This window comes from Rhizorhabdus phycosphaerae, assembly GCF_011044255.1.
Lineage (GTDB): Bacteria > Pseudomonadota > Alphaproteobacteria > Sphingomonadales > Sphingomonadaceae > Rhizorhabdus > Rhizorhabdus phycosphaerae.
In genome coordinates this window covers 1,778,094-1,795,700 of record NZ_CP049107.1, presented here as the reverse complement: position 1 = coordinate 1,795,700, position 17,607 = coordinate 1,778,094, and the positions used below count along the sequence as shown (strand labels likewise).

The window sequence follows — 17,607 nt, the reverse complement described above, 5'->3', positions numbered from 1 at the left end:
TCGGAGAGCTGCGAAAGGCGTCGATGCGTAGGGCGATACTCCCCACCCCATTGCACCATTAGGATGTACTTGGATCGCCTTGGTTTGACAAAGGGTTTTTATACCATTTCGTGGTTCAGCATGGTTTGAGCTGTGGATTTCGGGGGATGGTCAGGGCCTGGCCATGGCATGCGGAACGCACAAAGCGCCGGAATCCGCCGTAGATGCACGGGGATGGGCCTGTGGATAAGTCTAGGGAAAAGCCATGTACCGCCCCGGTAACGAACCGGGACGGGCGGGGAGCGCGGACTGCGGGGCTGTGTCCCCCTGCGATAGGATCAGGGCTGAGTCGGTTCCGGGGGCGCGGGGCTGGTCTCGCCGATCGTGCCGCCGGGGGCGACTCCGAGTTCGGCCAGCGGATCGCCCGAGGGTGCGGTGCTGTTGGCGGCAGAGGCCAGATTGGCCTCCTCGCTTCTGTCCTTCGTATGAAAGCCGACGATCGCGGCCGCGAAGAGGACGATGAGGAACACCACGGCGAGGCCGGTTATGCCGATCCGCACGCGATGCATCAGGCTTGCTTCCCCATGGTCTGTTTTTCCGTCAGCCCTGCGCACAGGTCAATCGACAATCTGCACGGGCCCTCGACCCGCCCGGCGACGAGCGAGGCTTGACCGTGCATAGTGCGGTATCCGGATGGCGCGGCGCTGGCGCTCAGCGCCGCAGGAGGGCCGGTACCGGCAACCCCTTGGATTCGAGCCAGGCGGGGTTGAAGAGCGACGAGAGGTAGCGCATCCCCGGATCGCACAGGATCGTGACGATGCGCTTGCCGGGGCCGAGTTCCCGCGCCAGCGCGATGGCGCCCGCGACGTTGATGCCCGAGGACAGGCCGACGCAAAGGCCTTCCTGTTCCAGCAGCGCGAAGGCCTGTTCCAGACCCTGCTCGTCCGAGATGCGGAACTGCGTGTCGACCGGTGCGCCGTCGAGATTGGCGGTGATGCGGCTCTGGCCGATCCCCTCGGCAACGCTCGACCCTTCGGCCTTCAGCTCGCCATGCGCGAAATAATTGTAGAGCGCGGCGCCGTGCGGATCGGTCAGTCCGATCACGATGTCTTCGTTGAACGACTTGAGGCCCAGGCCGACGCCCGCCAGCGTGCCGCCCGTGCCGACGGCGCAGGTGAAGCCGTCGATCCGCCCTTCGGTCTGGGCCCAGATTTCCGGTGCGGTGGTACGGATATGGGCCAGGCGGTTGGCGGTGTTGTCGAACTGGTTCGCCCACAGCGCGCCCGGCGTTTCCTCGGCGATGCGGCGCGAGGTGTGCACATAATGGGCGGGGTTGGAGTAGGCGGTGGGGGCGACCAGCACGAGTTCGGCGCCCAGCGCGCGAAGCGTCTGCTGCTTCTCCTGGCTCTGCGTGTCGGTCATGACGATGATCGTCCGATAGCCGCGTGCATTGCCCACCAGCGCCAGGCCGATGCCGGTGTTGCCGGCGGTGCCTTCGACGATCACCCCGCCGGGGGCGATCAGGCCGCGTTCCTCGGCATCGGTGATGATCGCGAGCGCGGCCCGGTCCTTGACCGACCCGCCCGGGTTCATGAACTCGCATTTGGCGAGGATGTCGCAGCCGGTCGCTTCGCTCGGGCCCTTGAGGCGGACGAGCGGGGTGTTGCCGATCAGCGAGATGGCATCGGGGGCAATGGTCTGACGTAGCATGGCGCCTGCCTAGCCGAGAGCGCTGCCCATTGCCAACATAGCTTGTGTTGGGCCCTGGTCATGCCCAGCTTCATGGCCATGACGCGCAAGGCCAGCTTTCCTCCCGTGGTGCGGGCGGACACCCGATTGCTGCTGCTTGGCAGCCTGCCCGGCGAGGCATCGCTGCGGGCGGATCGCTATTATGCGCATCCGCAAAACCAGTTCTGGAAGCTGGCCGGGGCCGTTGCCGGCATCGAGGGGCTGCACGAGCGCAGCTATGAAGACAGATTGGTACAGCTCCTCGACGCCGGCATCGGGCTGTGGGACGTCGTTGCGGATGCGCTGCGCTGCGGCAGTCTCGATGCTGCGATACGGGACCATCGCGTGAACGATCTCGTTGCTCTGGTCGGAACGCTGCCGCGTCTCCGCGCGGTCGGCTTCAATGGCGCTACGGCTGCTCGACTGGGCCGGAAGATGATGACTGAACTGGCAGAAATCCGCCTTTTCGACCTTCCGTCAAGCAGTCCGGCTTATACTCTCGGCTTCGCATCGAAGCTCGAGCGATGGATGGCGATGCGCCCTTGCCTGCAGCAATGATGCCGGAAGGGCGCCGGTTGCGATAAAAAGTTTCCGTTCATGGGGCCTTCATGCCAGCGCGATACTTGACGCAGTGCACACAAGGCCCGCAAGAGACAGAGCGCTATGCAAAATCATTCCCGCTTCATCACCGCCGCCGTCCTCGGAACGGCACTTATGCTGACCGCATGCGGAAAGCCCGAAACGATTACCGCTGGGGGCGACGATCCCGACGCGAAGGCGCTGAACGCCGCGGCGCCGGTCGAGCTTCCGCCCATGGTCACGCAGAGCCGCACCTATCGCTGCACCGACGGCGCGCTCGTCTATGTCGATTTCTTCAGCAACAACACCGCCATGTTGAAGAAGGATAAGAGCGAGACCGGCACCCAGCTCAAGGCCGAGGCCCCGGGCAAGCCCTATGTTGCGGAAGGCCTTTCGGTGAGCGGCGATGGCCCGCAGGTCGAAATCGCCATGCCGGGCAAGGCGGCGCAGAGCTGCAAGGCCTGAATTCCACTCTTCTCCACGAATCGAGCCGGCGGACGCTGTTCGCCGGCTTTTTTCATGCCTTGGCCGGGGACTGGCAGACATCCACCCATGTGGCGCCGGTAAGCTCTGCAAGACGAGCCGGCGTCAGCGCCACCGATGCCGTGCGCGACCCGGCTGCCGGATAGACGATGTCGAAGTCACGCAAGGATATGTCGCAGTAGATCGCCAGCGGATGGGTGAGCCCGAACGGGCAGACCCCGCCGACCGGATGGCCGGTCAGCGCTTCCACTTCCTCGGCCTCCAGCATCCGGGGCCGGTCGCCCAATGCGTCCTTCGTCTTGCGATTGTCCAGCCGCGCATCGCCGCGCGCAACGACGAGCAACCGCCTTTCCCCGATACGTACCGACAGGGTTTTGGCGATCTGCCCCGGGAGCACCCCGAGCGTCTCGGCCGCCTCCGCGACCGTTGCCGTGCTTCGGCCCTGATCGATGATCTCCAGATCGGGTGCATGCTGCGCGAGGAAGGCGCGCACGGAGTCGAGGCTCATTGACCGTTCAGTCCTTGCGGAGGACGAGGCCGAAGGGTCGGTCGAGATCCTCCGCACCTTCGAAGTTGAGCTGGGCGACGGAAAAGCCCCGGGACAGCAACGTGACGGCGAGCCGCTCGACCTCGCCGCGCGGCAGGGCCCCGGGCGTGGCGGTAGTTCTGCCTGACAGGAGCAGCATATGCACCGCGACGCCGCGCGGGCGCAGCACCGACATCATCTCCAGAAGCATGTTCGCGGTGTTGCCGTCCGCATAGCCCTGATTGGCGGCTCCCAGGCTCAGCAGAAAGTCGAAACCCCGCTGGTCGGGTGCTTCATCGGCGAGCGGCAACAGTTCGATCGGAGAATCCGCGCGGGCATCGAGCCGCCGGCAGGGAAAGGCGTGCCAGTCGATCCCTGCGTCACCGGAGATCGGCGCGGCCTCGGCCAGAAGCGCGCTGCAGCCGGCGTCGGCAAACACCGGTGCGAGCGCCCGGCATTCGGGCCCCCAGCAGATTCCACGGGCGCCGGGTTCGAGCAGGCCATAGCTGCGCAGCGCCTGCGCCGCAAAAGCGAGCGTCCAGGACTGCTCGGGCGTGCCGACATGGTCGCCAAGCTGGCCTTTCCACCGCTCGAAATCCGGCTCTTGCAGTTGCGTGTCGGTGATCGCCTGCGACACTGGATAGGCGAAGGATGGCGGTTCCGACGCGATCAGGCGGGTGGGGGCCTGCAACTGCCCGGCGCCGAATTTGCTCGGAAGAAGGGGGCGTTGCGCGGTGGCCGGATCGGCTGTTTCCAGCTGCTCGGCCTCGATCGTCAGTCCCTCGGCGCGGGCATCGGTGCCCTCGGTGCAATAGCCATAGGCGGCATAGGTCGCGCCGGCGACGCTCATGAAGCTGATGGTCAGGCCGCGCGCCACCGCTGCTGCGTCATGAAGATTGACCCGGGCCGACGTGACGAAGATGGCATCGCGGCCGCTTCCGGGAATGAAGGCGTTAACATTGACCCGCAACTCGCCGAAGCTTGCCCGGAGCCGATCGAAGCGCAGGCGGAAGACCACGCGGCCGGGCTGGAATTCGACATAGGGCGTATGGAAGGCGTAACGCGTGTCCAGGCTGCGCTCGACGCCGCCCAGCGGGACGATCGCGCTGCTCTGGCCGATGAAGAAGCCGAAAGGGTCCAGCATGCGCACATGCTCTGAAACGTCCGATGTCATATGTGTCCCCTAAGGCTGTTCGACAGCGGATGGAATGGCGGGTTTCACTCGTCGCCGGGCTTCTTGAACCCGGCCTTCGCCCAGGGCTGACCGATCCAGCGACGATAAATGTCGTGGGTGAGCCAAAGCAAAGGAATCCGTCGCTCCGCTACGCCGGGAAGGCTCCAGGGGTCGAGCCCCAGGAAGGGCAGAAACGGGTTGCGGCGGCTATAGGCGAAGATCTCGACGCGCGTGCTGGGGCGACTGCTGGTGCCGCGCGCGTGGAAGCCGAAGGTGTCGGCGACCACCAGCGTGTTGGCCGGAACGGTAAAGGCGGTCGGTTCCGGAAGGCCGAGCGCGGCCAGTTCGTCGCGTTCGATCCGGAACGATCCCCGCGCCGAGAGGAAGTCGCCACTGTCGCGCACCTCGAGGCTCCGGCGCCTTTCCCATGCCAGACGCTCCGGTGTCAGTCGATGCGACCCTGGGACATAGGTCAGCGGCCCGTCCTCGGAACAGACGTCCTGAAGGAATAGCCATGCCTTCATCGACGGATGGAAGGTGTCCGCATGGAGGCAGGTCTGTGGATCGGATGGTGCCGCGCGACGCTGGCTCAGGATGCTCTGCACGTAGAGCAGCGGTTCGATGTCGAAGCCCGACACATAGCGTGCCAGCCCCCGCCAGCGCTTGTCGTCGCGAAAGGCCGCCAATGCCGGGACGGCGCGGACGGCGCCGGGATCGATCGCATAGCGGCGCGTGATCGTGTCGCCTTGGACCATCTCACGCGCCGGACCTTGCCAGTCCGTCACGCCCTGTCTGAGGGCTGCGAAGACGTCGGTGGGCAGGAAATCGGGGATGCACACATAGCCGTCCCGCTCGAACGCTGCGCGGTCGTCAGGGCGCACCAGTCCGGCGAGCCGCGACCTGCGGCGTTCGGCCATGGCGTTTGCCGTTTCCACCCGCCACGCGTGCAGACCACGCCGATTGAGGCGTCGCGAACCGATTAGCGGATTGTCGAGAAAGGACCGTGCGCCCGTCAGAATCTGCGCCGCCCAGAGGGGCGCCAGCAACGGGCGGAGAAACGAAGCGGCCATCGACGTGTCTTATGCGATTCCGCGGGCTTTGAGGATGGCCTCGATCGGGGCGACATCCGTGGGATTGTTCAGTTCGATGGCGTCCCAGGCGATCGGATCGAACGGAACGACGCCGACCGCTATGCCACCCGCGAGGAAGCGCAACTGTTCGAGGCCCTCGAGCTCCTCGAGCTGGCTTACCCCGAGCGCGACATAGCGCCGCAGGGCTTCCGGCCGATAGGCATAGACGCCGAGGTGCAGATGAACCGGGGGGAAATCCTCCGCTGCGGCGGAGGGCGGCAGATGGGGGATGACCCTCTTCGAGAAATAGAGCGCCCGGCGGTTCGCGCCGAATACCACCGTGGTCCCGCCGACGCGCCCCTGCGCCTGATCGGCGACCAGATGGGCATAGGTGCTGCGCGCGCAGCGCAGGGCAGGGGTGGTCATCGCGACCGCATTGTCTTCCCGCAGGGCATCGACGAGCGCGGAGGCGACATGGGCCGGGGTGAGGGGAGCGTCGCCCTGAAGGTTCACGATGATTTCCGGACTGGCCGGCAGCTTGTCGATGGCCTCGGCGCACCGCTCGGTGCCGTTGGCACAATCTTCCGACGTCATCACCACCTGGCCGCCAAAGGCGCGCACCGCGTCGGCTATCCGCTCGTCGTCGGTCGCAACCCAGATGGCGTCCGCTTCGACGATGGTGCGCGCACATTCCCAGCTGCGCTGGATTAGCGGCTTTGCGAGACCGGTCGCACCGACGAGCGGCGCCAGCGGCTTCGCCGGATAGCGCGACGAGCGATAGCGCGCGGGAATGATGACCGCGACGTCCTTCATGCGGCGACGGATATCAGCTGAGACCGTAGCGGACGAAATCGTGAATATGAACGATGCCCGCCGGCCGCTCGGGCCGCTCGGCCTCCATCACGAACACGGTCGTGATCTTGCAGTCGTTCATGATCATCAGGGCGTCCTCGGCGAGCGTGTCGGGCGGGACCGTCTTCGGATTGGCGGTCATCACATCCGCCGCTACGCCGTCGCCCAGATCGCCGACATGTCGACGCAAGTCGCCATCGGTGATGACGCCGATCAGTCGACCCTCGCCATCGAGGACGCCAGCGGCGCCGAAGCCCATCGACGTCATGATCATGATCACGTCGCGCATCGGCGTATCGCGCGACACGAGCGGCACGCTCGGCCCGCTGTGCATCATCTCGCTGACCGCCATCAGGCGAAGACCGATCGCACCGCCCGGATGGAGCGCCTTGAGGCTTTCCCGGTCGGCCCCCCGCAATTCGCTGAGCGCCATGGCGAGCGCGTCGCCCAGCGCGAGCATTACTGCGGTGGAGCTGGTCGGTGCGATGTTGCTGGGGCAGGCCTCGCGCACCTGCGGCAGCAGCAGCCGCACGTCGGCGGCCTGCATGACCGGCGAGTCGAGACGGGAGGCCATGCCGATGATCCGGATGCGGAGGCTGCGGCAATGCTGCATCACCGGGCTGAGTTCCGGCGTAGAACCGGAGTTGGACAGCACGACCAGCGTGTCGCCATGCTGCACCATGCCGAGATCGCCATGAGCGGCCTCTGCGGGATGCAGGAAGATTGCAGGCGATCCGGTGGCAGCGAAGGTCGCGGCGATTTTGCGCGCGACATGGCCGGACTTGCCCATACCCGTCACGACGATGCGGCCGCGAGTTTGCTGCAGCAGCATGACCGCTGCGGAGAAGCTCTCGTCCACCTGCTGCTCGAGCTGGATCAGCGCATCGATCTCGGCGCGTATGACCCGGCGTCCATGTTCAAGAATAGCTACTGTGGCCGTATTGGCCTGGATGTCGTGTGTTATCACGCTCGTCTCCCTGGCCCCACCACGCGATCGGAAAATATACAGGCTCGTTAATGTTGCAATAGGCTAATTGCCGCGATGCACCAATCCCGGGACGAGCCCCTTTATTCCGTGCGGGCAGGTTCTGTTAGTTTGACGAAGCCATTTGGCGAATGCCTTGGTCCGTCAGGATTTTTTTCGGACGATCATGCCGAAGGAGGTCGCGACCCAGCGCATCAGCTGCAGCTTCAGATGAGGATCGCTCGCATAAGGGGGAAGGTCGATCACCCGATCCAGTTCGTCGTCGCCACTGTCGAAGGTGATGGGGATCACCTCATGTCCTGCCGCCGTGAGCCGTGTGGCCAGTTCCTCGAAGTCGCGGCGGCGGAAGATCACGGTTCCGCCCTTGTCCAGCGTAGCATCGTTCGAGCTGAGGTTGAGCTCGGTCGTATGGACCGCCAGCCCGCCGGGCTTCAGGCATTTGATGGAGTTTTCGAAAAAGGCGAGCCCCGCCTCGATCGAGCCGAGATGCTCATAGGCGCAGGACGACCAGGTAAAATCGAAGTCGACCAGATCCGCCGGAATCGCGTTCATGTCGACTGCGCGGTAGGTTACCAGGTCGAAGAAAGTCTGTTCGTCACACAGCTGCGGATTGTGGATCTGCCGCAGATTTGCGCCGAGTTGGTCGGTGTCGCTCCAGGCACGAGCGCGGTCGTCATCGGCGGCAAGATCGGTCGCGACCACCTGGCATCCCGCCGCTGCGAATATTGACGAGAGCGGCTCGATTCCTACGCCGAAGCCCAGGCCTTTCGCTCCTGCGCGCAGCGCGCCATAATATTCGAGGGCGCGCAGGATGAACACGAATTCCCACTGCTTGCGGTGGCGCGTGGGAACATTTCCCATACGCTCGCACCATTGTGCGTATATGGGCTCCGCCATCTGCGCCGCCGTGCACATCTGCGAGATCGGGCTTTCCAGCGTTGCACGCTGTCGGACCACCAGCTTGCGAAGTGGGCCGCGCCCGGGCTCGGCAAGGAACTCGCGCCTGGCTGCCTCGAAGCGGGTGCGCAGGGCGTCGGAACTATCGCCGCCGGTCAGGCTGATCTCGATCCGCTCGGCCCGTGCGTCCGAGTCGTCGGTGAGCGTGCCCATCAGAGCGTAGCTATGGCCGTATAAGCCGAGCTTGGATATCTCGACCTCGCCGCCAGCGGAAACCAACTTGTCGATCGAAACCGACATCGTCTTTGGCGCGATGGGCTCGGCGGTAGCGCCGAGGCCGTTGACGTTGATCATGAGCGTGCCCCGCGTGCCCGTCAGGCCGTGGAGCCGAACCGTGAAGCTCAATCGCCCGCCTGTCGACGGCACATAGTCCGTATGGAAGGCATAGCCGGGTACGATGCTCGGCTGGCTTCCGCCCTCTCCCGACAATGCGCTGGCTTGACCAGGCCAGAACGAGAATGGCTGAAGAATCACGGCCGGTTCGTCGCGCCGGCTTCCGCTGCGCCGATCGCGCCACCACCTGATCGCCCGAACGATCAAGGCATGGACCTTCGATTTGTCGTGCTGGGAGGCGAGGCGAGCTGGAATGGGTGCGTTTATCGTCATGGTTGAGGGGGGCTCTATGCCGATACGCAGGACGCTATTCAACCTGATAGATGTGAACGGCGATTGCGCATCCTTTGAAGAGAGGAGGATGGAAAGCCACAACGCAGCTTTGCGGCATCGGTGCCTTCCATTGCCAAATTCCGTGGCCCCGCCCATATCTGCGCGCTTCGGAGGCTGAATTTTGAACGATATGGAAGAACAGCAGGGTGGTGATCGGGGCTGGCGCCAGCGCATGAATACGCTGACGGCGCGGCGTGCCGAGCCGCCACGCCCGCAGATTCCCGCCGGACAGCGCGTCTATGCTGTCGGCGACGTCCATGGACGTCTCGACCTCTTGTTGCCGCTGCTCGCACATATCCGCGACGACAGCGCCGCGCGCGCCGATGCCGACGCCCATGTGGTGCTGCTCGGCGATCTCGTCGATCGCGGGCCTTATTCGGCGGAAACGGTCGAATATGCGATCAGCGGCCTGCCGAGCTTCGCCACCTTCCACATTCTCATGGGCAATCATGAGGAAGCGATGCTGCGCGCGCTCGACCCGCATGAGGATAGGGCCACGAATCTCTGGCTCAAATTCGGCGGCTACGAGACGCTTGCGAGCTACGGCATGCCGGTTGCCCTGTTGGGAGAGGAACTGCCCCCGGCAGAAACGCTTCGCCACTATATACCCGAGCGGCATCGCCAGTTTCTCGACAGCCTGCCCGACGCGATTCGCTTCGGCGACTATGTGCTGGTCCATGCCGGCATCCGCCCGGGCGTCGCGCTGGAGGACCAGAATCCTTCGGACATGCGATGGATCCGCCAGGAATTCCTGACCAGCAAGGGTGATCATGGGGCCTTCATCGTCCATGGCCATTCGATCTCGACCGAGCCGGACCTTCAGGCAAACCGCATGGGCATAGACACCGGCGCCTATCGTAGCGGCACGCTCACCGCGCTTGGCCTCGAAGGGGAGCGTCGCTGGCTGATCCAGGCCAGCGTGATCGACGGTGAGGTTCAAACGAAATTAAGCAGCTTGGGCTAAGCCCGACTCGAAATCGGGCTCGCGCGCGCATGCCGTGGCGGCCCGCGGGTCGAGGAGATGCGCCGCATGCGGCGGGTACGTGGTAGGTCTGTCATGGCCATGGAGACGAGGAGCGAGGCCGAGCCCCGGCACGGCCTTTTCCTTCAGGGCCTGTTCCCCAGCGGTGATTCGCACGATCAGCAGTCGATCGCGAACCGCGTCCGGATGACGATCGACGCGCTGCCGGTGCTGCTGCTCGCCAATGTCGTGGTCGCGGCGGGCCTCGCTTTCGTGCGGCGACCGGAACTTGGCAGCGGAGCCTTCTGGGCTCTCCTCCTTCCACTCCTGCTGGTGTTGCCAGCCGGTGCCGCGCTCGTCGCTTTCGGCCGTCGCAGCCGCACGGGCTCGACTCACACGGCGCACGGCGCGGTTGGCTCGCCCGTACGGATGCACGGATTCGTTTCCCTGTTCGGACTGCTTCAGGGCCTGGGCTGGTCGGCGTGGATGCTTGGCGTGATGGGTGATGCCGGCAACCCCAACTGGCCCGTCGCGATCGTCGCCCATGGGGCGCTGCTGATCATCACGACGCTGATCTTCGCCCCCGTCCCCACGGCGGCGCTCGCGCTCTGGCTCACCCTCTCGATCGCCAGCGTCGGGCTGTTCGGGCAATTCGCGGTGCTCGCGATGCTGCTCCCGCTGCTGGCTGTGGCGACCATTGCGCTGGGCGGAATCTCGCAGCGCAGCTATCTCGCTTCGCGCCGCTGGCTGGTCAATGCGGCCGCAGCGTTGAAAGCCTCGCTTCTGCTCAGCGAATTCGAGGAAAGCGGTCGCGGCTGGTTCTGGGAAACCGACGACCGCGGCCTGATCAGCTATATCTCTCCCCAGATCGCCGTAGCGCTGGGCGTTCCCGTCGAACAGCTGCTGGGAACCCCCATGACCGGGCTCGTCCTGCACGAGACGGGCGAGGGGCGTGGCGGGACGGGCGACGGGGAGCGCACGCTCGGTTTCCACCTCTCGACCCGCCTGGCCTTTGCCGAGATCGCGGTCCGTGCGGCGAGTGGGCATGACGTCCGCTGGTGGTCGCTTTCGGGGCGGCCGGCGTTCGATGAGTTCGGCACCTTCCTCGGTTTCCGCGGCAGCGGCACCGACCTGACCGAGATGCGCCGCTCCGAGGCCGAGGTGAAGCGCCTCGCAAGCTATGATTCGCTGACGGGCCTGCCCAACCGGATCCTCATGCGGCGCACGCTCGACGAATCGATGCGCGACATCGCTGGTCGGCCGAAGCGTGCGGCGCTGTTCATGCTCGATCTCGATCGCTTCAAAATGGTCAACGACACACTCGGCCATCCGGTTGGCGACGGGCTGTTACGGCAGGTGGCGGAACGGCTGCAGCGGATCGTCCATAATGACGGGCAGGTGGGCAGGCTCGGTGGCGACGAGTTCAATGTCGTCCTGCCCGGCATCGTCGAGAAGAACCGGTTGGCCACCCTCGCTTCTGCGATCATTCAGGAGGTTTCGAAGCCCTATCTGATCGAGGGTTCGCACGTCACCATCGGCGCATCGGTCGGCATCGCGATCGCGCCCGAGGACGGGGCGACCGCGGACGCGCTCGTTCGGAACGCCGATCTCGCGCTGTACGCCGCCAAAGCCGACGGCAAAGGCGTCCATCGCTTCTACGAGCCGGAGATGCACGCAAGCGCCAAGGACCGGCGTCTGCTGGAGATGGACCTTCGCAAGGTGATGAACGAGAGCGGGCTCCATCTCGTCTACCAGCCCGTGGTCAATGCCGACAGTGAGGCTATCGTCTGCTTCGAGGCGCTGGTGCGCTGGAACCACCCCACGCGCGGGCCCATATCGCCGTCCGAGTTCATTCCCGTGGCGGAAGAGATCGGCCTGATCCCCCAGATCGGGGAATGGGTGCTGCGTACCGCCTGCATGGAAGCCGCGAATTGGCCGGACCCGGTTCGCATCGCAGTCAACATCTCGCCGATCCAGTTTGCCAATCCTTCGCTGCCCGGCATCGTCATGTCGGCGCTGGCAGCGTCGCAACTGCCGCCGCATCGGCTGGAGCTCGAAATCACCGAAGGCGTTTTCCTGAACGACGATGCCGCCACCGATGCGATGTTCGCACGCCTCAAGGCGATCGGCGTGCGGTTCGCGCTCGACGATTTCGGGACCGGCTACTCCTCGCTTGGCTATCTGAAGAAGGCGCCGTTCAACAAGATCAAGATCGATCAGAGCTTCGTGCGCGGGGCGGCCGTGCCGGGCAACCGCAACGCCGCCATCATCCGCGCGATCGTCGCGCTGGCCGACAGTCTGGAAATGGAGACCACCGCCGAGGGCGCCGAGACCCCGGACGAGCTTGCATTGATCCGGTCGCTCGGCTGCAGCCACATTCAGGGCTATATCTTCGGTCGGCCGATGCTTTCGGACGAGGCGCGGGCGCGCGTCGCGGGCTCCGGCAAGCTTGCAATGCCGGGTCTGCTGGTGACCCGCGACCCGCGCGTCGCGGTGCTGCGGTCGGCAACCGTGCTCAGCGCTGGCGGGCCAGCCCAGGGCAGGGTGCGAAACCTGTCGCGTTCAGGCGCGATGATCGAAAGTGCAACGGCCTTTCGCCCGGGCGACCAAGTCACGCTCGATTTCGGCGAGGGCCGCCGGATCGCCGCGGTTGTGCGCTGGGCGGACGAGGAGCGCTTCGGCGTCGCATTCGACGAGCCGATCGAACTCGATCAGTTCAACCCACAACGCCCGATGCGGGCTGCGGGCTGATCCCGAAGCCTCCATCTCAGTTTTCTCTTGATATTGAGAATAATTCGCAATAAATATGTGCGTGTCGCAGGTTATGCCCTTGGCCACCGGCGCACATGCCCCGAAAGCTCCCTCCTCGGGACATGCGAATGGGCGGGGCTCGCCTCTCCTGGCCCCGCCCATTCCCTCTTTTTCTCCGAGCGGCTTGCCCGTTTCGCAACGGCGAGCAGAACTCGGGTCAGTTCATCAGCTGGGGAAAGAAACCCTCATGCGCGGTGCGCAGGTCGGCGAGATTGATGCCGACGAGCGTCTCGCCGCCGGTAACGCCGATCCGGCGTGCCGTCACGCCAGCGGTCAGTGCGGCTGCAAGCAACGCATCCGAATTGGCGGTGGTCACCACATAGCGCGCCTGATCCTCGCCGAATGCCCGAACATGATCGAGTTCGTCCAGCTTCGCGCCGATGCCTCCCGCAAGCGCCATTTCGGCAATCGCGACGAGCAACCCGCCGTCCGCGATGTCATGGACCGCGCTGACCTTGCCGTCGGCGATCAATTCGCGGACGAAGTCGCCATTCCGCTTTTCGAGTTGCAGATCGACCGGCGGGGGTGGGCCTTCCTCACGACCGGCGATGTAGCGTAGCCACAGCGACTGACCGAGATGGCTACCTTCTTCGCCGATCAGAACGATATGCTCGTCTGCGGACTTGAAGGCGATCGTCGCCATCTTGTCGATGTCCGCCAGCAGGCCGATGCCGCCGATCGCGGGGGTCGGCAGGATCGCGCTCCCGCTGCCATCCTCGTTCTTGGTCTCGTTGTAGAGGCTGACATTGCCCGACACGATGGGGAAGTCGAGCGCGCTGCATGCCTTTGCCATGCCCTCGATCGCACCCACGAACTGGCCCATGATCTCGGGACGCTGCGGGTTGCCGAAGTTCATGCAGTCGGTTGTGGCGAGCGGCTTGGCGCCGACCGCCGTGATGTTGCGCCAGCATTCGGCGATCGCCTGCGCCCCGCCCTGGACCGGGTCGGCGAACACGTAGCGCGGCGTGCAATCGGTGCTGATCGCGATGCCCTTGCGCGACCCGTGGACGCGGACGACGGCGGCATCGCCGCCGGGACGCTGAACGGTATCGGCGCCGACCATGTGGTCATATTGCTCCCAGATCCAGCGGCGGCTGGCGAGATCGGGCGACGCCATCAGCGTCATGAGATTCTCGGGTACACTGCCCTTGGCGGCGACGGGGCCAAGCGCAGCGCGCGTCGGGGTCGGGACCCAGGGACGGTCGTATAGCGGAGCCTCGTCCGCCAGCGGGCCGAGCGGGATGTCGCAGACAATTTCGCCATCGAAGCGCAGGACCATGCGGCCCGTCTCGGTGACGCGGCCGATGACCGCGAAGTCGAGCTCCCATTTACGGAAGATCGCCTCGGCCTCGGCCTCGCGGCCGGGCTTCAGCACCATCAGCATCCGCTCCTGCGACTCGGACAGCATCATCTCATAGGGCGTCATGCCGGTTTCGCGACAGGGAACGGCGTTCATGTCGAGTTCGATGCCGACACCGCCCTTGGACGCCATTTCGACCGACGAAGAGGTCAGGCCGGCCGCGCCCATATCCTGGATCGCGACGATCGCATCCGACGCCATGAGTTCGAGGCAGGCCTCGATCAGCAGCTTTTCGGTAAAGGGGTCGCCGACCTGGACGGTGGGACGCTTCTCTTCGGAATACTCGGTGAAGTCGGCCGACGCCATGGTCGCGCCGTGGATGCCGTCGCGGCCGGTCTTCGAGCCGACATAGACGATCGGATTGCCGACGCCGGACGCGGCCGAATAGAAGATCTTGTCGGTATCGGCGACGCCGACCGTCATCGCGTTGACGAGGATATTGCCGTCATAGGCCGGGTGGAAGTTGACTTCGCCGCCGACGGTGGGGACGCCGACGCAATTGCCATAGCCGCCGATCCCGTGGACCACGCCCGAGATCAGGTGGCGCATCTTGGGATGGTCGGGCCGGCCGAAGCGCAGCGCATTCAGGTTGGCGACGGGCCGCGCGCCCATGGTGAACACGTCGCGCAGGATGCCGCCCACGCCCGTGGCCGCGCCCTGATAGGGCTCGATATAGCTGGGATGGTTGTGGCTCTCCATCTTGAAGATAGCAGCCTGGCCGTCGCCGATGTCGACCACGCCGGCATTTTCTCCGGGGCCGCAGATGACCTGCGGACCGGTGGTCGGCAGCTTCTTCAGATGGATGCGGCTCGACTTGTAGCTGCAATGCTCGGACCACATCACCGAGAAGATTCCGAGCTCGGTCAGGTTCGGCGCCCGACCCATCGCATGCAGGATGCGCTCATATTCTTCGGGGGACAGGCCGTGCTCGGCGACGATGGCGGGCGTGATCTCGGTCATGCGCCGCCGATAGCGTTTGAATCGGCCTGCGCCTAGACCCGTCGAAGGCGTCGAGGAACGATCCTTGTCGACGTCGTGGAATAAATGCCCGACGGAAGGCGTAACCCCGTCATGACTCCCTGGACCGCCACCGAGATCGAACAAAGCCTGCCCCGTCTGCGCAGCTATGCCCGGGCGCTGACGCGCGATCCGGTGGCGGCCGACGATCTGGTGCAGGAAGCGCTGCTGCGGGCCTATGAGCGCGCCGCGACCTTTCGGCCCGGTAACTCGTTGCGATCCTGGTTGCTGTCGATCGTCCACAATCTTTTCATCGACCAGAAGCGGCGCGAAGCGAGCGAACAACGCCGAAACGCCCGTGTGGCCGCTCTCGACCCCGGCGCCGTTATCCAGGGCGGGCAGGAACAGGCGGTGTGGCTCGCCGAGGTTGCCGCCCGCTTCGACGCTCTGCCGGATGAGCAGCGGGCGGTGGCCAGCCTGATCATCGTGCAGGGCGTCAGTTATCAGGAGGCGGCCGAGACGCTGGACGTCCCCGTCGGCACCGTCATGTCGCGGCTTCACCGCGCGCGCGCCGCGCTGCGCGAGCCGCATCACGCCGGCAATGCCCGGTTGCACATCGTAGGAGGCAGGGATGCAGGAGCCTGAACCCGTTACCGACGACGAGATCGAGGCCTATCAGGATGGCGAACTCGATCTGGACCGACGGCTGGCCGTCGAAACCCATCTTGCGCGCAATGCGGAGGCGGCGGGGCGCTTCTTCGAAGATCTCCGGCTGCGCTCGTCGCTGCGTCTGATCGCCGCGCAGGCTGAGGAGGCCCCGCCCGCCATGCGTCGCACGGCAGCTCTGCTCGCGGACCGGCTGAACGAGCGGCCCATGCGGGGCTTCCGCCAATGGTTTGCGCCGCGTGGCTTGTCGGGGCTCGCCATGGCCGCCGCGCTGGTCGCGGTCGTCTTCCTTCCGGCACGCTATGTCGTCGCCAGCCCACCCGACTATGTCGGCGATGCGGTCGAGGCCTATCGCACCGCGCTGCTGCGGGGGCGCATGGTCTCGCAGATCGAATCGCCGCGTATCGACATCGCGGAAATTCGCAGGAGCACCAATATCTCCGTGCCACGGTTGCCGGCGCAATGGGTGGTTACGGATGCGCAGATATTCCCGACGCAGAAGGGACCTGCGTTGCAGATCATGGTGAAGACGCCGACCGAAGGCACCCTGTCGATCTTCGCCGTTCGCGCGCCAAGCGATGCGCCGGCGGAGCCGGAAGCCGTACGCCATGAGGGCACATCGGTTGCCTATTGGCGCGAGGGGGACATGTCTTACGCCGTCACCGGAGGCGAAGCCCCCGAAGCACTCGACACGATCGCCGAAGACCTGGCGGTCGAGAACCAGACCGAAGCCTGATCGTCGGAGAAGGACGACCATGAAGATTTTTCCCGGCGAGTTCGCGCCGTGGTTCCAGGCGCCCGTGCCGGGGGGGGGCAAGGAGTTTCAATTCTCGTCGCTGGGCGGGATGCACGTCGTGATGCTGTTCGTGAAGAGTGCCGATTCGCCTCTGGCGCGCCAGGCGCTCGCCGATCTGCATGCGCGGCGCTCGATACTCGATGATCGGCGGCTGTGCTTCTTCGGGATCACCCGCGACCCTGCCGACGTGGAAGCGGGCCGGGCGGCGATCAGCCTGCCGGGTATCCGCTGGTTCACCGACTTCGATGGTTCGATCTCCCGCCAATATGGCGCGATAGACGCCGTCGACGAAGATCGTCCCATATGGATGGCGATGGACCCGCTGATGCGGATCATGGGGCGTTCTGACGTAGCCCAGGGCGGCGCGCTTCTCGACCGGCTGGCCCAGGTGGTCGGCCGGCCGCGTGCCGAGATACCCGCGCCGGTCCTGATCCTTCCGGACGTGTTCGACCGCGCCATCTGTCGCCGTCTGATCGATGCCTATGAAAAATCCGGCGGCGAACCCTCGGGCTTCATGCGCACCGTCGACGGGAAGACGGTCGGCGTGTTCGACGAAAAGATCAAACGCCGGCGCGATCATCATATCGAGGATCCCGCACTGCGAGAGCAGATCCAGCTCCGGCTGACCCGCTTCCTGATTCCGATGGTGAAGCGCGCGCTCCAGTTCGAGGTTACGCGCGTCGAACGCTATATGGTCGCCTGCTATGATGGGCAGTCGGCGGGCTTCTTTCGCGCCCATCGCGACAACACCACGGCCGGCACCGCCCATCGCCGCTTCGCCTGCACGATCAACCTCAACGCGGAGGAGTATGAAGGGGGCAATCTGCTCTTCCCCGAATTCGGTACGCGCGCCTATCGGGCGCCGACCGGTGCGGCCCTCGTCTTTTCCTGCTCGCTGCTGCACGAGGCACAGCCCGTCACCAAAGGGCGGCGTTATGCCTTCCTGCCCTTCTTCTATGACGAGGCCGCTGCGCGCGAGCGGGAAGCTATGGCCCGCTCAGGGCAGGTCGGCAGCGATCTGGCCAAATATCGCGTGCGGAAATCAGGATAGGGGAGG

The 17,607-nt window shown here is 65.3% G+C and carries 16 protein-coding genes; 7 read left to right on the top strand and 9 right to left on the bottom strand.

All coding sequences use genetic code 11. The annotated features are described in order from the left end of the window. Nucleotides 1–317: 317 nt before the first annotated feature. Together G6P88_RS08205 and G6P88_RS08200 are read right to left on the bottom strand one after the other, a co-directional pair. Nucleotides 318–548 carry a hypothetical protein gene (locus tag G6P88_RS08205; protein ID WP_165322713.1) on the bottom strand — a complete coding sequence of 77 codons (231 nt, stop codon included), beginning with the start codon at nucleotides 546–548 and terminating at the stop codon, nucleotides 318–320. A gap of 142 nt (nucleotides 549–690) precedes the next feature. Continuing rightward, complete coding sequence (locus tag G6P88_RS08200; RefSeq protein ID WP_165322712.1) at nucleotides 691–1,689, bottom strand: cysteine synthase A; 999 nt, start codon at nucleotides 1,687–1,689, stop codon at nucleotides 691–693. A gap of 72 nt (nucleotides 1,690–1,761) precedes the next feature. Between G6P88_RS08200 and G6P88_RS08195 the strand changes: the two genes are divergently transcribed. Next, complete coding sequence (locus G6P88_RS08195; RefSeq protein WP_226946779.1) at nucleotides 1,762–2,265, top strand: DNA-deoxyinosine glycosylase; 504 nt, start codon at nucleotides 1,762–1,764, stop codon at nucleotides 2,263–2,265. Nucleotides 2,266–2,370: 105 nt separating this feature from the next. After that, a complete protein-coding gene (locus G6P88_RS08190) occupies nucleotides 2,371–2,751 on the top strand; it encodes a hypothetical protein (protein ID WP_165322710.1) in 381 nt (126 codons plus the stop codon). Nucleotides 2,752–2,803: 52 nt separating this feature from the next. On the opposite strand, the gene G6P88_RS08185 is transcribed toward G6P88_RS08190, so the two are convergent. The 6 genes from G6P88_RS08185 to G6P88_RS08160 all read right to left on the bottom strand — a co-directional run bounded on the left by G6P88_RS08185 (nucleotide 2,804) and on the right by G6P88_RS08160 (nucleotide 9,173). Continuing rightward, nucleotides 2,804–3,277: a YbaK/EbsC family protein gene (locus G6P88_RS08185; RefSeq protein ID WP_165322709.1), complete on the bottom strand. Its 474-nt coding sequence runs from the start codon at nucleotides 3,275–3,277 to the stop codon at nucleotides 2,804–2,806. Nucleotides 3,278–3,284: 7 nt separating this feature from the next. Beyond that, nucleotides 3,285–4,439 carry a hypothetical protein gene (locus G6P88_RS08180; RefSeq protein WP_226946778.1) on the bottom strand — a complete coding sequence of 385 codons (1,155 nt, stop codon included), beginning with the start codon at nucleotides 4,437–4,439 and terminating at the stop codon, nucleotides 3,285–3,287. 74 nt (nucleotides 4,440–4,513) lie between these two features. After that, complete coding sequence (locus G6P88_RS08175; protein ID WP_165322707.1) at nucleotides 4,514–5,539, bottom strand: phytanoyl-CoA dioxygenase family protein; 1,026 nt, start codon at nucleotides 5,537–5,539, stop codon at nucleotides 4,514–4,516. 9 nt (nucleotides 5,540–5,548) lie between these two features. Continuing rightward, nucleotides 5,549–6,352 (bottom strand): 3-deoxy-manno-octulosonate cytidylyltransferase, encoded by an 804-nt coding sequence (kdsB, locus tag G6P88_RS08170; RefSeq protein ID WP_165322706.1) that lies wholly within the window; start codon nucleotides 6,350–6,352, stop codon nucleotides 5,549–5,551. A 13-nt stretch (nucleotides 6,353–6,365) separates the two neighbouring features. After that, nucleotides 6,366–7,358 carry a KpsF/GutQ family sugar-phosphate isomerase gene (locus G6P88_RS08165; protein WP_165322705.1) on the bottom strand — a complete coding sequence of 331 codons (993 nt, stop codon included), beginning with the start codon at nucleotides 7,356–7,358 and terminating at the stop codon, nucleotides 6,366–6,368. Nucleotides 7,359–7,520: 162 nt separating this feature from the next. Further along, entirely contained in the window at nucleotides 7,521–9,173 is a 1,653-nt protein-coding gene (locus tag G6P88_RS08160; protein ID WP_226946777.1) for an SAM-dependent methyltransferase, read from the bottom strand. Between G6P88_RS08160 and G6P88_RS08155 the strand changes: the two genes are divergently transcribed. Further along, on the top strand, nucleotides 9,172–9,963 hold the full coding sequence (locus G6P88_RS08155; RefSeq protein ID WP_165322704.1) for a metallophosphoesterase: 792 nt from the start codon (nucleotides 9,172–9,174) through the stop codon (nucleotides 9,961–9,963). The two genes, G6P88_RS08160 and G6P88_RS08155, sit on opposite strands and share 2 nt — an antisense overlap. Before the next feature lie 66 nt (nucleotides 9,964–10,029). Next, the gene (locus tag G6P88_RS08150; protein ID WP_165322703.1) at nucleotides 10,030–12,711 is read left to right on the top strand and encodes an EAL domain-containing protein; all 2,682 of its coding nucleotides are present in this window, start codon (nucleotides 10,030–10,032) and stop codon (nucleotides 12,709–12,711) included. 217 nt (nucleotides 12,712–12,928) lie between these two features. Here G6P88_RS08150 and purL read toward each other — a convergent pair whose 3' ends face one another. Then, nucleotides 12,929–15,091, bottom strand: coding sequence for a phosphoribosylformylglycinamidine synthase subunit PurL (gene purL / locus G6P88_RS08145; RefSeq protein WP_165322702.1), 2,163 nt, complete (start codon nucleotides 15,089–15,091; stop codon nucleotides 12,929–12,931). 111 nt (nucleotides 15,092–15,202) lie between these two features. Here purL and G6P88_RS08140 point away from each other — a divergent pair, with 111 nt between their 5' ends. The 3 genes from G6P88_RS08140 to G6P88_RS08130 are packed head-to-tail and all read left to right on the top strand — an operon-like array spanning nucleotide 15,203 to nucleotide 17,601. Continuing rightward, nucleotides 15,203–15,733 carry a sigma-70 family RNA polymerase sigma factor gene (locus G6P88_RS08140; protein ID WP_165322701.1) on the top strand — a complete coding sequence of 177 codons (531 nt, stop codon included), beginning with the start codon at nucleotides 15,203–15,205 and terminating at the stop codon, nucleotides 15,731–15,733. After that, complete coding sequence (locus G6P88_RS08135; protein ID WP_165322700.1) at nucleotides 15,720–16,490, top strand: anti-sigma factor family protein; 771 nt, start codon at nucleotides 15,720–15,722, stop codon at nucleotides 16,488–16,490. Before G6P88_RS08140 ends, G6P88_RS08135 begins: the two co-directional genes overlap by 14 nt. A 19-nt stretch (nucleotides 16,491–16,509) precedes the next feature. Continuing rightward, nucleotides 16,510–17,601: a 2OG-Fe(II) oxygenase gene (locus G6P88_RS08130; RefSeq protein WP_165322699.1), complete on the top strand. Its 1,092-nt coding sequence runs from the start codon at nucleotides 16,510–16,512 to the stop codon at nucleotides 17,599–17,601. Nucleotides 17,602–17,607: the final 6 nt, after the last annotated feature.